This is a genomic window from Pseudomonas cichorii (assembly GCF_003700275.1).
In the GTDB taxonomy this organism is placed as follows: domain Bacteria; phylum Pseudomonadota; class Gammaproteobacteria; order Pseudomonadales; family Pseudomonadaceae; genus Aquipseudomonas; species Aquipseudomonas cichorii_B.
Map to the genome: position 1 here is coordinate 50636 of NZ_RBRE01000035.1, position 15266 is coordinate 65901.

The 15266-nt window shown below is 60.4% G+C and carries 14 protein-coding genes; 3 read left to right on the forward strand and 11 right to left on the reverse strand.

The genetic code is table 11. The features are described 5' to 3' along the window. Together ALQ04_RS08110 and ALQ04_RS08115 are read left to right on the forward strand one after the other, a co-directional pair. Positions 1-3420, forward strand: a 3420-nt coding sequence (locus ALQ04_RS08110; protein ID WP_147466576.1) for a condensation domain-containing protein, incomplete at its 5' end; no start/stop codon positions are given. A 74-nt stretch (positions 3421-3494) separates the two neighbouring features. Further along, complete coding sequence (locus ALQ04_RS08115) at positions 3495-3878, forward strand: cupin domain-containing protein (RefSeq protein ID WP_122315240.1); 384 nt, start codon at positions 3495-3497, stop codon at positions 3876-3878. 42 nt (positions 3879-3920) lie between these two features. On the opposite strand, the gene ALQ04_RS08120 is transcribed toward ALQ04_RS08115, so the two are convergent. Together ALQ04_RS08120 and ALQ04_RS08125 are read right to left on the reverse strand one after the other, a co-directional pair. Continuing rightward, positions 3921-4946, reverse strand: a complete 1026-nt coding sequence (locus tag ALQ04_RS08120; protein ID WP_122315241.1) for a hypothetical protein — start codon at positions 4944-4946, stop codon at positions 3921-3923. 540 nt (positions 4947-5486) lie between these two features. Continuing rightward, positions 5487-5867, reverse strand: a complete 381-nt coding sequence (locus tag ALQ04_RS08125; protein WP_122315242.1) for a hypothetical protein — start codon at positions 5865-5867, stop codon at positions 5487-5489. 146 nt (positions 5868-6013) lie between these two features. Here ALQ04_RS08125 and ALQ04_RS08130 point away from each other — a divergent pair, with 146 nt between their 5' ends. Next, positions 6014-6457 (forward strand): hypothetical protein, encoded by a 444-nt coding sequence (locus ALQ04_RS08130; protein ID WP_122315243.1) that lies wholly within the window; start codon positions 6014-6016, stop codon positions 6455-6457. Positions 6458-6472: 15 nt separating this feature from the next. Here the strand turns inward: ALQ04_RS08130 and ALQ04_RS08135 are convergent, their stop codons facing one another. From ALQ04_RS08135 to ALQ04_RS08175, 9 genes are all read right to left on the reverse strand, one after another. After that, the gene (locus tag ALQ04_RS08135) at positions 6473-6880 is read right to left on the reverse strand and encodes a hypothetical protein (protein ID WP_122315244.1); all 408 of its coding nucleotides are present in this window, start codon (positions 6878-6880) and stop codon (positions 6473-6475) included. A 40-nt stretch (positions 6881-6920) separates the two neighbouring features. Further along, positions 6921-7505: a hypothetical protein gene (locus ALQ04_RS08140; RefSeq protein ID WP_122315245.1), complete on the reverse strand. Its 585-nt coding sequence runs from the start codon at positions 7503-7505 to the stop codon at positions 6921-6923. 182 nt (positions 7506-7687) lie between these two features. After that, the gene (locus ALQ04_RS08145) at positions 7688-8689 is read right to left on the reverse strand and encodes an aromatic ring-hydroxylating dioxygenase subunit alpha (protein ID WP_122315246.1); all 1002 of its coding nucleotides are present in this window, start codon (positions 8687-8689) and stop codon (positions 7688-7690) included. Then, the gene (locus ALQ04_RS08150) at positions 8686-9825 is read right to left on the reverse strand and encodes a hypothetical protein (RefSeq protein WP_122315247.1); all 1140 of its coding nucleotides are present in this window, start codon (positions 9823-9825) and stop codon (positions 8686-8688) included. Before ALQ04_RS08150 ends, ALQ04_RS08145 begins: the two co-directional genes overlap by 4 nt. Further along, a complete protein-coding gene (locus ALQ04_RS08155; RefSeq protein ID WP_122315248.1) occupies positions 9822-10976 on the reverse strand; it encodes an ATP-grasp domain-containing protein in 1155 nt (384 codons plus the stop codon). Before ALQ04_RS08155 ends, ALQ04_RS08150 begins: the two co-directional genes overlap by 4 nt. Continuing rightward, positions 10964-12322 (reverse strand): F390 synthetase-related protein, encoded by a 1359-nt coding sequence (locus ALQ04_RS08160; RefSeq protein ID WP_122315249.1) that lies wholly within the window; start codon positions 12320-12322, stop codon positions 10964-10966. Before ALQ04_RS08160 ends, ALQ04_RS08155 begins: the two co-directional genes overlap by 13 nt. Next, positions 12312-13166 (reverse strand): MBL fold metallo-hydrolase, encoded by an 855-nt coding sequence (locus ALQ04_RS08165; RefSeq protein ID WP_122315250.1) that lies wholly within the window; start codon positions 13164-13166, stop codon positions 12312-12314. Before ALQ04_RS08165 ends, ALQ04_RS08160 begins: the two co-directional genes overlap by 11 nt. Next, a complete protein-coding gene (locus ALQ04_RS08170) occupies positions 13163-14170 on the reverse strand; it encodes an NAD(P)-dependent oxidoreductase (RefSeq protein WP_122315251.1) in 1008 nt (335 codons plus the stop codon). The genes ALQ04_RS08165 and ALQ04_RS08170 overlap by 4 nt, the downstream gene beginning before the upstream one ends. Next, positions 14170-15201 carry a 3-oxoacyl-[acyl-carrier-protein] synthase III C-terminal domain-containing protein gene (locus ALQ04_RS08175; protein ID WP_122315252.1) on the reverse strand — a complete coding sequence of 344 codons (1032 nt, stop codon included), beginning with the start codon at positions 15199-15201 and terminating at the stop codon, positions 14170-14172. The genes ALQ04_RS08170 and ALQ04_RS08175 overlap by 1 nt, the downstream gene beginning before the upstream one ends. Positions 15202-15266: the final 65 nt, after the last annotated feature.

Consider the following 15266-nt stretch of genomic DNA (forward strand, 5'->3'; position numbering starts at 1 on the left):
GAAGCCTTGAATGCCGCCACCTGGGACAAACTGCGCCAGAGCCGGAATATCCATTTCTACAATATGTACGGTCCGACCGAATGTACGGTCGATGCATCCCTTGGCCTGATCAGCGAACTGGGCGAACGTCCGAGTATCGGCAAGCCTTTGGCGAATATGCAGGTGCTGGTCCTCGACCGTCGTGGCCAGCCGGTGCCGGTGGGCGTGACCGGCGAGCTGCATATCGGCGGTGCCGGGGTCGCTCGCGGTTACCTCAACAATCCGCAAATGACTGCCGAGCGGTTCTTTGCCAACCCGTTCTCCGATGATCCCCAGGCCCGCCTGTACAAGACCGGCGACCTGGGTCGCTGGAAAGCCGACGGCAGCCTGGAATACGCCGGGCGCAATGACTTTCAGGTCAAGATTCGTGGTTTCCGTATCGAACTGGGCGAGATCGAAAGCGCGCTGCTGGCCTGCCCGGCAGTCCGTGAAGCGGTGGTGATTGCCCGTGAGGACAACCCGGGCGAAAACCGCCTGGTGGCCTACGTCTGTGGTGAATCTACATCCGCCGAAGAACTGCGCGCCCTGCTGCTCAATCGGCTGCCGGAATACATGATCCCCAGCGCCTTCGTGCAACTGGAAGCCATGCCGCTGACCGCCAACGGCAAGCTGGACCGTCGCGCCCTGCCCGCTCCAGGTCAGGAGGCACTGGCCAGCCGCACGTATGAAGCGCCGCAAGGCGAGGTGGAACAGGCGATTGCCCAAATCTGGCAGGACCTGCTGCATGTCGAGCGGGTCGGCCGCAATGACGGGTTCCTGGAGCTGGGCGGTCATTCGCTGCTGGCCGTGCAGTTGCTGTCGCGGCTGCGCCGCAAGCTCGGCACCCGCCTGACCTTGCGCGAGCTGTTCGATGCTCCGACCGTGCGCGGCCTCGCTGCACGGGTGGAGTCGTCCTCACCCGAGCAAAGCCAGAACATTCCGCTGGCCAACCGCAAGGAAAAGCTCGCCCTGTCGTTCTCGCAGCAACGCCTGTGGTTCCTGGATCATCTGGACCCGGCAGCGGGCGCCGCCTACCACTTGCCCGTGGCCCTGCGCCTGAACGGGCAACTGGACGCCGATGCCTTGCAGGCAGCCCTTGACCGTCTGGTGGCACGTCACGAAATCCTGCGCACCGCGTTTGCCCTGGTCGATGGTCAGCCCGAACAGCGAATCGCCGCTGCCGACCGTGGTTTCGCGCTGTCCAGGCACGATCTGCGTGAGCGGTCGAACGCGGAACGTCAACAGATCATCGAGCAGCTTGGCGAAAGCAATGCCAGCACGCTGTTCGACCTGGGTAACGGGCCACTGCTCAGAGGCTGTCTGATCCAGACCGGCGATACCGAGCATGTGCTGTTCATCACTCTGCACCACATCATCTCGGACGGCTGGTCCAACAGCGTTCTGGCCCATGAGATCAGCGTGCTGTACAGCGCCTGCAGCCAGGGCAAAAAAGACCCGTTGCCGGCGTTGCCGCTGCAATACGCCGACTACGCCGTCTGGCAACGGCAGTGGTTGCAGGGCGCGGCCCTGCAAGCGCAGACCGACTTCTGGCGCAACCACCTGCAAGGCGCACCGGCCTTGTTGAACCTGCCACTGGACCGGCCACGTCCGGCGCTGCAAAGCTATGCCGGCGGCATCATCGACTTCGCCCTGCCGGCTGCATTGAGCGAGCAGTTGCGCACCTTCAGCCAGGCTCAGGGCAGCACGCTGTTCATGACCCTGCTGGCTGGCTGGTCGACCCTGATGACCCATCTCAGCGGCCAGGACGATGTGGTGGTCGGGACACCGGTCGCCAACCGGCAGCGTGCCGAGCTGGAGCCTTTGATCGGTTTCTTCGCCAATACCCTGGCCTTGCGCGTCAAGGCCGAGCGCAAGGCCAGCGTCGCTCGCCTGCTGATCGGCATCAAGGATCTCAGCCTGGCCGCGTTCAATCATCAGGACCTGCCCTTCGAGCAGGTGGTCAGCGCACTGCAACCGACCCGCAGCATGAGCCATAGCCCGCTGTTCCAGGTGATGTTCAGCCTGAACAACACGCCGCCTGCACCGCTGACCCTGCCCGATCTGCAGATCGAAGCGCTGGAAAGTGCTCATCACACCACCCAGTTCGATCTGTCGCTGTCGCTCACCGAAGATCAAGGCAGCCTGTACGGCAGCATGCAGTACGCCAGCGACCTGTTCGACAAGACAACGGTGCAGAACATTCTCGATCTGTTCAGCCTGAACCTGGAGCATCTGGTCGCCGACGCACAACAGCCGGTCGACGCACTGCTGGCACAGTTGCCGCCGCTGGTGCGTGGCGAATCCGCGCCGCAACTGTCCGCCCCGGCGCAGGATGTCGAAGAGCAAGCGTTGCCTTTTGCAGCCCCGCAAGGCGATACCGAGCTGGCGATTGCGCGCATCTGGCAGGAGTTGTTCAAGACCGAGCAGATCAGCCGCCATGATGACTTCTTCAAGCTGGGTGGCATCTCGCTGATGGCGGTGCAGATGACCTCCCGACTGCGCAAGGTACTGGGCAAGCCAATCGCGGTGCGTGATCTGTTTGTCGAACCCACCGTGGCCGGTTTCGCCCGGACCCTGGAGCAGCAGGCTGGTCAGGCGACACGCAGCAATCTGGTGCCGATCCGGCGCAACGGAAGCCAGCGACCGTTGTTCCTGGTTCACCCGTTGGGCGGCGAAGTGCAATACGCCCGGGATCTGGCTCCCTTGCTGGACAGCGACCTGCCGGTCTATGGGCTGGCGGCCAGTGGTTTCAACGCCGGGGAAAAGACCCCGAACACCATCCCGGCCCTGGCCGCGAGTTATCTGACGGCGATCCGTGCACTACAACCCAAGGGACCTTACCGTATCGCTGGCTGGTCGGCCGGCGGCCTGATCGCCCACGAAATGGCCCATCAGGCGCTTGCAGCAGGAGAAACGGTGGAGTTTCTGGGCATTATCGACACGTCGGTGCACAAGGTCGCACCTGCCGAACAGCCCATCAGCGAAGAGCAGTTCCTGCTGGAGTGGCTGCCGGAAAGCATTGAGCCAGGCGTCAGAAACCAGCTGAATGCATATGCCGCCGACAATCGCATCGAACAGATGCTGGAGCTGTGCCTGGCCAACGACCTGCTGCCACAGGAACTGGGCAAGGACATCGACGCCCGGTCGCTACGCACCCACCTGACGGTTGCCTATGCCATTCGCCAGGCGGTCGATGCCTATGTCAGCCCGGTCACCGACGTACACGTATCGCTGTTTACCGCCATGGATCAGCCGCGTGTCGATCCGACCCTGGGCTGGAGTGACCTGCAAGGCGAGCGTCTGCAGATCACTGCGCTGCGCGGCGAGCACAATACACTAGTGATGGAGCCGCATGTGCGGGCATTGGCCGAGGCTGTCAGCCTGGCTTTGAAGCGTCTATAACTTCCAGCAGCATCGGCGATCTGGCACGGCAAGCGCCAGATCGCCATTTACTGGACAACAGCGAGGTTTCATTCGTGAGTGGACCACCCGTTCCATCTGGCACGGCAATCAATTTTGCCGACAAGTTCTCCCTGTTTTCCGAGCACTGGACGCCCAAGGTGATTGCCCGGATGAACGACTACCAGTTCAAGCTGGTCAAGGTCGAAGGCGAGTTCATCTGGCATAGCCATGCCGATACTGATGAAGTCTTTATCGTGCTGGAGGGCGAGCTGGAGATTCACTTGCGTGACGGCAAGGTGATTCTGGGTGCGGGAGAAATGTATGTGGTCGGCAAAGGCGTCGAGCACAAGCCGTTTGCAGCGCAGGAGGCGAAGATTCTGTTGGTCGAGCCCTGTGGCGTCATCAACACCGGAGAGCATACCGGCGACCTGACTGCCGAGAATGACCGCTGGATCTGAGCGATCCCGCGCATTGCGCGGGAGCACTCATACGGCACTGAATCAGACAGCAACCACCTTGGCCGGCGGCTGGGTACGACGTCCCAGTACACCGGCACCCGCAGCCACCAGACCGGAGATCACCAGTGTGATCAGCAGTATCCAAGCGGCTTGCGAAACACGTTTGGCCGTCACCTCCGCAGCTTCCCGGGCTTTCTGCTCGGCCTGGGCCATCAATTCCTGATACCTGGCATAAGCCTCGCGATAACTGGCCTGAGCCTGATCGACGATGCGGTTGGCTTCTTCATCGGTCTTGTTGCCGCGGGCCTTGATCAGGTTGACCAGCGCCTGACGGTCGGCAGCATCCCAGGCCTGATCACCCTTGGCCTTGATACGGTCCATCAGGCCAGCGAGTTTTTCATCGGCCTGTTGAGGGTTTTCCGCGCCTTGCCTGGCGGTATTCTGCGCGTCCTGTTGAGTTGACTGAGCTTCCTGCTGGATGGTGTCCGGGTTAAGTTCAGGCTTGCCGGTCTGACGCATGGCGGTTTCGATTTCGCCCTGAATATCGTCCAGATTGAAGTCGATGCCCTGCTCGCGCATCTGCTCCTGAATCTTGCTGCCCAGCGCAGGTGCGACCTGAGCGATGCCGCTGCCCAGTGCCGACATGCCGCTGCCCGCCAGATTCAGACCGCCGCGTACCACGCCGGTTACCGCGCTGGTCACCAGATACATCGTGATCAGCGAAACGCTGGCCCAGACCAGCAGGCCGTGGAACGCGCCTTCACGTTGCGCCAGACGCCCTGCCGCCCAGCCACCGATAAACAGCGAGATCATCGAGCTGGCGACCAGCCAGATACCGGCACCGGTCCCGATCCCCGACATGGGATTGGCCTCCTGTATCGGGTCGATACTGGCACTGCCTATCGCCGTGCCCAGCAGGTTCAAGAGTAATGAAACAACCATGGCAAGCACCACGCCGGCCAGTACCGCACTCCAGGAAATACGTTTGAGCACTGGCGCAATGGCGTGAGTGTCTTGATGGACATAGGCGGGATCAGCGCCCGGGATGCTACGGTCATCGCGAATCATGATGGAAGTCCTTGGTCAGTTGCACAACACGCAGAAAGTCTGGCGTCTAGAGCAGTGACCGAAGTATTCCTCGGGAAGTTTAGTGCTTTCTGTCGAATAATCAGTCAATCTGAATTAAACGTTACAGCAGGTGTTTCATATGAAAAAACAGAGCGACTCACTTATGACACAGCCGCTCTGCTCTCCCCAATTCCACGATTATCCACGCCTATCTGGTGGTATCAGAAAGTTATCAACTTCACTATGTGTAATCTTGTCGTAACTCAAAACCTTGTAATCCTTTGCACCATCATTGAACGTCAGCGCATTATCGCCATCGCTTAATAATTACGCATAAAAACAAGCTCTTTCCTGTTTTTGCCTCACCCCGTCTACATACAGAACCCAGGCTTTGTACGAAAAGTCGGCGAGCGAAGGTCAGGCAAGGCAAAACAGGCGAGGAACGGTCGGAGTCGCGCTCGACTTTACGAATTGTAAATGAGCATTCCGAGCCTGTTTTTAACGCAGCATCACCGAGCACAGCCACTTTTCGTACAAAGCCTAACAACCCTCCTCCCGATACTGCCCACGAATGGCCACCACTGTCCCGCTCGGCCCCGGACGCCAGTAGACTCGCGCAACGATCCTGCATACGAAACGGTCCTCGCTGCGCATGGCGCCATACTCACCGTCGACTTCATACCAGGTTGGCGTGAACCCTTGCGCCTTGAGTTGCTCGATGAGTTGCCAGGTCGGGATACCAATAACAAAGCGCTCGCGAATACGCAGATCGAATTGCGCGGAGGCGGCCTTCCATTCGGAGGGCAAGCCTTGGGTCAGCGCTGCCGAGGGTTGTGCCGTTATCCAGCAAAACGTAAAAACAACGCCAACCGTTATTCCTGTTGCGAACAAGGCAATACTCTTGCCGGGTGGCTTGAACATGCGCAGACCATCCATTCAACGACTATTGCGCAATTACTGACGATTGCGCCGCGGCCTTCAATAGCACACACGTACTATTCTTCTGCATCGGGATGATGCTTGAGACTGTCACTCTTGACACTGAAAGTGAGGTCTTGTGAAAAACCATGAGCAATGCATCCTGCAACACAGCATCAGCCTTGGGGCTATGGGCCGTGTTCCTGGCGTGTCCAGTTCAGTTACAGGCCAGCGGTCAATTGCCGCCCTCGACCATCGAGAATAGTCAGTTGCCAAACTTTGCCGCATGCCGGGCGTTTCTCGAAGAGACCTGGCGTGTGGACCAGGCCAAGGCCGATCCGCAACCGATCCCCGAAGAAAACGGCAGCAGACAGACATTGATCTACAGCCAGGGCGTGGTGGCCACCGATGCCAGTCACGCAAGCTATGAAGTGGAAGAAGGCTGGCAGTTTCGCAGCCCGCTTGCGGATATTCGCCAGATTCGTACCGCCTACAGTTACGAGCGGCGCAGTTACCATTGCGCAGGACGTCACCTCAGCGGCACGGGCACCAGCGGTTATGCGCTGGATGGCTATGAAGCGATGCCCGATTGAGGCTGGGCACAAAGTCTACGGCGGCCCCATGTCGATACCGGCACAGCCTTGTGACAACAGCGTGCCCGACTCCACATCGAAATCTATAATCTTCATTTGCTTATCGACCGTCACGGTAATGGTGCAGCTTTTCGAGTACCCCACATTGCCCATGTGATTGGTGTGCACCATGACATTGCCTTGCATCTCGGAACTGCGGCCTACGACCTCTTCACGAACGACCGAAGTGTCGCGCAACCAGCGCATCTTCACCGTATTGAACTCTGGTGAGGGAACGAGCTGATTGGGTTTACCAAAGAACTCCACCGCCTGTTCGGCAGGCAGGCCTTTCCACTGACTGCGCGCATAGACTTCAGGAATACTGTCCATCTGTGCGCAACCGGTGGACAGTGCGGCCGCCAATATTATCCAGTTCTTATTCATGAGTTAGTTCTGCCATAACTGTTCTCAGGCTCTGCGAAGTTTACTGCCCGGGCGCACCCAACAGCGTTTGTATGTCTCTCATGACACTGGCGGACGGACGTTCCTTTACCGCTGAATCGACAGGCGGGTTTTTCCAGATCATCCTGCGGGTGATTTCGCACATCTGCGCAACATCGGCACCACGCGCATTCACATTGAACATGCCGTTCTTTGTACGGTTCTCAGGGTGGCAAGCAAACTGGTAAGGCTGCTGTGTCCAGTTGTACCGTAAAGGGAACCAGCCAGGTGGCGCGGGCGCCATGACGTTGGTGCCTGAGCGCATGTGCGCGGTTGCAATGACAACGCGCATCAACTTGCTCTCGCACTGAAATTGAAATTGGTAGTTGACATACTCCGGGCCTGAGGCTGCTTCATGAATCTGCAGCACGTCGACGGTTTTTGGAAATTCCTTCATGCCGCTTTCTTTCTTGAGTTCGACGACTGAACTGGCGTCCGCGTAGAACATTTCTCTGTTCGGCTGTTCACCACCACCGAAAATCAACCACCATTCCACATCGGCATTCGCGACTCCAGAAATACCGAGCAATGCAGCACTAAGGCCCCAGACAGTACATTGGCGATTCATTTATAACTTTCCTTATTCACGGTCCACCGTAACTCCACCGCTCAGAACAGGGCGACAGGATGGCTTGTTTCTGCAGGGGTTACTTCACCGTAAAAAGTAAGGTCTGGAACAAGGCACAGCAATAGAACAGATGTGCTAGCTGTGCACTGGACGACACTCATTGCAGTTCACGCCATTGACACTCAAAGCCGGATATTCACTTCGCGCTCGTCAAAAACCAGCGGCCGGCCCTGCTCCAGCAACTGTCGGATACCCGGCCCGAGCAGATCCTGCGGGCCATCCAGTGGCAGAGCTGCAACAGCATGAAAGCGTCGATGATTGGCGCTGACTTTTTCGAGTATCTGCCGGTCCTGGCGCAGGATGACCCCAAATGCCCGGCGCAAGACGCTGCGCTTGAGTAGCGCAGGCAACCAGCCCCGGGCAGTGGCAACCCGGGCAAACACCTGTAAACGGCCATCGCCGCATGGTGTCATCCAGGCACTGACCAGCAGATTGAGGCCGTCACCACGGTCGCGATACTCGATTTCCGCCAGCCCCGGCAGCCGGAAACGTCCCATGCTGCTGCCCCGCTCGCCCTCGAACAGCCGCGAAATCAGGCCTGACTGCTTGCCTTCTTCGCTGTACTCAGCCTCGATGCCATCGGCAAGCGGACGAACCCGGGCCGTTATCTGCTGACGTTGCCTGTCATGTCGAATCCAGCCGGCATGCACGAAATGGGTATGAAAGCCGTCGAGGAAGTTTTCCGCAGCATCCTGCAACGAACACTGCACTTGATCGGTGATCCAGAACGTGTCGAGCTTCTGCCGTTGTCCGGCGGGCGCAACGGGTGGCGATGCCGGGCTTTGCCCGCTCAGACAGACCCACACCAGGCCATGGGCTTCACAGCAGGCCAGGCTGTCGAGCAGCGGCTTGCAACCCGCGACATACTCGATGCCGGGCACGCGGGTACAGCGTCCGTCTGCTGCAAAGCGCCAGCCGTGATAAGGGCATTCGATCTGTCCATCGCGGACCTTGCCCGCGCTCAACGGCGCAAAACGGTGCGGGCAGCGATCCGGCAATGCCGCGGCGCGCCCGTCTTCGTCACGGAAAAGTACCAGTGGCAAATCATCGAGCTGGCACGCCAATGGCGCAGCCTTCAGCTCATGGCTCAGAGCCACCGGCCACCAACGGGCAACAGGATTCACAGTTTGAGTTTCCTCATCATGGGCACCGCGATGCCATGCAGCAGACGGCTGAGCACCTTCCACACCAGCCGACGCCCCCAGAACAGATGTGAGACATCGATCAGGCTGTATTCGATCTGCGGCTGGCCGCCACGCAAGCGTTTGAAACCGGCAGCGCCAGAGCTGAAATTCAATACCTGGCGGCGTTTTACGGCCTCCAGCAGGCACAGGCAGGTCAGTTGCCGATACAACCCGACCTTTTGCGGCAGCGCGGTGTCATAACCGACGATTGGCGCGCTTAGCGTCGCATCATTGGCAAACCAGCCCAGCGCACCATCGATGCGCCCTTCGCGACTGCGCAGGACACAAATATCGAGCCAGCCTTCACGCTGGCCACGCTGTACCCAGCCAGCGCTGTAGTGCGGGTTCAGCGTGCAGTACTTGTCCAGGTACAGCAGGTTATAAAGCTGTTCGATACGTTGAAAGTCGGCGTCATGCAACGTAGAGCCTGTCACCACGGCATAGGGGCTGCGCCGAACCAGCGTGCGGTCCATTCGCACGTTGTGATGCTGGAGAAACGGCGCCTCGTCCCCTGCCCGAGCGTCGAACAGATACACCTGGCGACTGGGCATGCTCAGGTAGCCAAGAGCTTGCAGATGCTGGCGCAGTTCCCGGTTGCTGAAGTCATTGATCGAGCGAAAACAGATGCTGTGATCGGGAAAAGTCTGCTGCAGGAAAGCAGTGATTGCCGGCAGTTCGGCGAGGTTCCAGTGCTCCGGGTACAGATTGGTCGACAACAGCCAGTTATTGACCTGCACCAGCTTGTCGACCCTGGCCGCGCTCAACAGCAGATCGACACCCTGGGTCAGCAATGCCAATGGCCAGGTCAGCCAGGGCCGGCCAAGGCGCTTGAGTTCTTCGCGGGCATAACCGCTATAGGCGGTTCGGGGCGATACCACGTAACAGTTGTCGGCAGGTTCGCGGCCTTCGTTGATGCTCAGCACAAACTGCTGGGTGCCAGTGTCGAGCAGCGCCATGCGCGTGCTGACATTACCGATCAGCCCATCGCCAGCACAGGCGCGAACGTACTGCCGGGCGTGGCTGTCGTCCGGGCTGGCAGGCTCGTTGATGAGTTGCTCCGCGTACAGCAGCTTCATCGCGGCGGCTCGCCCAGCGCCTGACCGTTCCACTCGATATCCGCCGTGGACGCAGCCAGCAACCCGCAACGCCGGGAGGCAGCACGGGCGATGATTTCGGCAAGGCTCAACACTTGCGCAGCCAGCGGCCTGAAGTCGCCTTGCTGGACGATGACATCACGCGCCGCTCGGTAGTCGCGCCAGAACGCCCTGCTCAAGGCGCGTTGTGGTGCCGCCAGCAGAAGCATGGCCAGCGCGATCATGCGCGGCTCGCCTGTCGGCTCCAGCAAATGTCCGCACGACTCGCTCAGCGTGCTGACCAGCAAGCGGCGCTGATCGTCGAACAGGTGCACGCCACTGGTAGCCCGTGGATTGCACTCCAGCACATGAAAGTTACCGGCACGATCCTCGATAAAGTCGAAACCCACTTGCCCGGTATAGCCGGTTTCACGACCGAACTGCTCGATAAACCGGCGCACGGCTTGCGGCGCACCTGGCTGGAAGTAGATACCCGAGCCACGCCCTACCCGATAGCGCGGCTGGTAACAGCTATGGGCACGCAGCTCGCCCTCGATCAGCACGCTGAAACTGCAGAACTCCTGCCCTTCAATAAAGCGTTGCGCTACCCAGGGTGCCTGGATGGTTGGCTGTACGACGGCCAATTGCCGGATGGACGGACGAATCAGGGTCTGCGAAGCGAAGCGCGAGTACGCTGGCTTGAAGACCCACTGCCCGGCATCGACGCTCAGCGCCAGCACTGCCTGGCGATCAGTCAGCAGGCGGGTTTCGGGAGCCGACAATGCCCAGCCCTGGGTCATGGCGGCAAATTGGCCTTTGTGATGCAGGCGGTGCAGCAGCGCAAAGTCACTGATCAACACCCGGCACAGCGCTGCCAGCCGCTCCAGGCCATGGGCCAGGTAAAACACTTCTTCGCAGGTCGGCAACAACAGGTCGATCTGCTGCGCTTCGATTACTCTGGCCAGCGCTTCGATCCAGACCGCCGGGTCTTGTCTGGGCTCCGGCAGGCGCACGAAATGCTGCGCCGAACGACTGAAACGGCTGAGCGGCTGACTCAGTGAATCCGCCACGCTGACCTCCCAGCCGGCCTCGCTAAAAGCCCGCGCCCATTCCAGACAGGCTGGTGCGCGGGCCCCGAGAATCAGTACGCGCATGGCAGGCCCTCAGGCATTTGCAAGAGTTTCAGGCGACGGCGCTTGGCGTGGGCTGGCGGCGCCTGCCAATGGCCAAAGCTCAACGCCGGAGGTTGAACGCCAAGGTCTTCACACAGCGTATGCAGGCTGGCAACGAGGGCCTGGCAGACACGGGCATGATCGCCGCTGGTACGCAGGTTGATCTGCCAGTGCAGGCCCTGCTGATGGATTTCATACTCCTGCAACTCGGCGCCGTGCATCAGCAAGGCACGGCGCATTACATCGGGATAAAGCGCCAGCAGTTGCCGACCTGCCAGATTCGGCAACCAGAGAATGTCATCCGCCCGACCTTCGACCGCCGCAATCGCCCGTTCGGCGCGCCCGCAGGCACAAGACGTTTCGCTGACCCGCAGGATATCGTTGAGACGGTAACGCACGATCATCTGTGTGCGCCGGGAGAAGTCGGTGATGATCGGCTGGAAGCGTGTCTGTTCGGCGTCCAGCCATTGCGGCTCGATATGCAGATGGCTTTCGTTGAGGTGCAGGGTGCCCTGTTCGCAGGTGTAGCCGAGAAAACCTTCACTGGCCTGATAGATCTGCTGCGCGGCAACACCAAATGCCATGCACACGGCATCCGCATCGGTGCTTTCGAGGACTTCGGCCACCGACAGGATATGACTCGGGGTTATCGTCAAGAGCTCTTGCATGCGGGCCTCAGCCAGACCGCGCAGTACAGTGGCCGGAGCCACCAGCACATCGGGATTCTGGGCATTGAGGCGTGCAAACGCGGCTTCAAGCCCAAGGGTCAGGTCATGAAAGGCGAAGTCGATGCGACGGCTGGACAAGGTGGTATAGAGGCGACTGTTGGCGCGCAGGAAAAACGCGATCCGCAACGGTGCCTGCCAAAAGCACAGCAAGCGTGGCAGGAAACGTCGCGGCAAGGTACGCGCCAGAAGAATGCCGGCCCAGCGCTGGCGCTCCAGGGAACTGACCAGAAACACCCCTTGATTGCCCGAGGTGCCGCTGGAAAGCCCGACCGTCATATCACCCAGCATCGGGCTGAAGTCGCGGGACTCTTCTGCCTGACGTGCGACGGGCAACACTTCCTCAAGGCTCAGGCCACGGGTATTGAAACCCGCGAAGTCTTGCATCAACAGCGCCTTGTCCATCAGTGGCAGGTCCGCCAGCCGGGTGAAGGTCTGATCCTTGAAGCGCGGGGCCCTGGGCAGCACATGGTGCAGGAAGTGCTGCAACTGCCGGGCCTGCCAGGCCTCCAGCTTTTCACGCCGGGTGAAGCGCAGCCGGTAGCGACTATCGAGAAAGCTCAGTGCCGAGCGCAGCGCTCCGATGAGTCGTTCACTGCTCATTGTCGAACGCCTCCCAGGCCTGTGTGCAATGGGACGGCAGCACCGCGACCGCCGGTTCGCGACGGATCAGACTGCCAAGGCCGCTGTAGGTCTGGCGATACTGTCGGGCGTCGTGGCTGACAAGGTGCAATGCCGGCCAGGCCGGCAGACGCTCGGCACGACAGGCAGGCACCGACCAGCAGGCATCGGCCACCAGAAATACCGGGCGACCCTGGGCATCCGGGATAAACAGGCCAAGCTGGCCTTCGCTGTGGCCCGGCAGCGGCACGCCGATCAGGCTGCCGTCGCCGAGCAGATCGAGGCCCTGGCTGAAAGGGGCCATCCACGGCGGCAGCTCGATGCTTTTGCACGCATCGGCAAGGCGCAGCCGCGTCGCGAAATCGTCCGGCAGCAACGCGGGCAGATGACCGCCCAGCGTCGCACGCCAGCGCAAACCACGCAGGCTTTCGATATGCCGGCGATCGGCATCCAGGGCAATCAGCGAAGCCTTGGGAAAGTCCCGCAAACCGGCAATGTGATCGCTGTGAAAATGCGAAATGATCACCGTACGGATATCGTCCGGATCAATGCCCAAAGCCTTCAACTGGGCGATCAGTTGTTCCTGCACCGGCAATTGCACCGGCACCGCGCCACGATACAGACGTTCCGGCAGCGCCTGGGTGGCCTTGAAAAAGTGTTCGGCATAACCGGTGTCGTAGAGAATCCATCCCGCCTCGGGATGACGGATCAGGCCACAGAGCGCCGGGAAGCGCGTCAGCGCCCAGCGCCCGCCGCTATCGGCCATGCATTCCAGGTGTCGGCACCAACCGGCGCGCAACACGTTGAGGCTGACCGTCCGGCTCATGCTTGCGCTCCCTGGCGGGCCAGCCACCATTGCGCATGCTGGCGAATCCCCTGCTCCTGAGTCATCACCGGGCGGTAGCCCAATTCGTTGCGGATGGCATCGAGGTTCAGGGTCTGACTGAAAGCCAACACGCCAGCACCATAGCGGGTCAACAACGGTTCGCCGCTGTCGCTCAGCCGGGCGCGGGTTTCCAGGATCCGGGCCACGGCATCGACCAGCCGCCACGGCAGGCGACGGGTACGCAGGTTGAGGCGAAATTGCGTGGCGATGCTGTGCAGCAGATCATCGAAAGCCAGCGGCGTGCCGTTGCTGACATTATAGGTGCACAGGCTTCGTGGCAGCGGTTGGTGCAGGCTCAGTTCCACAGCGTGCAGCAGATTCTCGATACAGGTCAGGTCCAGTTGGGCGCGACCACCGCGCATCAGCGGGATCCGGCCACGCTGCATGACCCGCAGCAGGCGCGGCAACAGTGTGCCGTCCCAGGGGCCGAATACCGCACGGGGACGCAGGATCACTGCAGCGTCCAGACCTGCTGCATGTACCCGTTTTTCGGCCAGCGCCTTGCTGCGGGCGTACTCGTTGACCGGGGTTGGCAGCGGTTCGCTTTCGCGGATGTCGAGACGATCCCGGAAAGCAAAATACAGACTTGGCGTCGACAGATGCAGCAGACGTTTCACTGCATTGGCCTCACAGGCCTGCAGCACTTCGTCGGTGGAATCCAGATTGGCCCGGGCAAACGCCTGCGGCGTACCCCACGGCGAAGACAACGCAGCGCAATGCACTATCGCATCACAACCCCGTGTGGCCGCGATCAGTGTAGAAGTGGCCTCGGGCGTGCCGTGCTCCACCGGCAGCCAGTTGACTGGCGCAGGACTGTACTGCAGGACTTCGGCTGCGGCCTGTGGATTGCGCCCGCTGAACTGCACCTCGCAGCCCTGAGAGGCAAGGCGCCAGACAATATGCCGGCCAATGAATCCCGTACCGCCGGTAACCAGAACTTTCATCAGTACTCCAGAACCATGCCGCCCAGCGAAAGACCGGCACCGGTGCCAATCAACATCAGAGTCTGCCCGCGCTGGATGCGCTGGTCGCGGATGGCAATGTCCAGTGCGGTGGGCAGCGAAGCGGCCACCTGATTGCCGTGACAGGCAAAGATATCGATGACCTGGCCCTCGGCAAAGCCCAGTCGCCTGGCAGCATGCTGCAATGCCTGCTGGCTGGCCTGATGCGGAATGACCCAGTCGATCTGATCTTGAGTCAGGCCGGCCTGGACCAGCAGTTCATCCTTCAGCGTCGGCAGGTGCCTGACCGCAAGGCGGTAGACTTCCTTGCCCTGCATGGAAAAACTGGTCAGTGGCTCGAACGGAATGTCGATACGCCGCGGGTGAAAACGCGAGCCACCGGCCGGGATCTGACAGAGATGTGCACCTTCGGCAAAGGTCTTGAGGCTGGAAGCCAGGATTTTCGGCGCTGTTTTCGACGTGCAGTCACTGACACCCAGCACCACGGCGGCTGCGCCGTCACCGAAAATCCCGCTGACTTCCACCTGCTGCCAGTCCAGGCCGCACGAAGCGATATCCGAGCAGACCAGCAGGATGCGCCGGTAGCGTCCGGCAATCAGTGGCCACGACAGAGTATCGAGGGCGGCAATGAAACCCAGGCAACTGGCGTTGATATCCATGGCAGCAATACCCGACTGGCCTGCACCCAGTTCACGCTGCAGCAATGCGGCATTGCATGGCAGGCCCTGATCCATGGTGCCGCTGGCGCAAGCGATCAGGTCGATCTGTTCCAGTTCGACACCGGCTGCGTGCAAGGCCTGGCGCGCCGCAAGCGCACCAAGGCTGGCGGCAGTTTCACTGCGACTGGCGACATGCCGCTGCAGCACACCACTGATCCGCGCCACGCTACCCGTCTGCAGACCCAGCTCAACATCAAGCTCTGCGCTGGTGACCACCCGCTCCGGCAAAGCATGCCCGGAACCCAGAATACTTACAGGTCGTGATGGGAGCGACAGAAGCGGTGAAGTCTGCATTCAAATTCCGTTTGACGAAGATAAAGCGTTGTTTGCTGAAATAACGGAATAGGCTAACAGGTTAG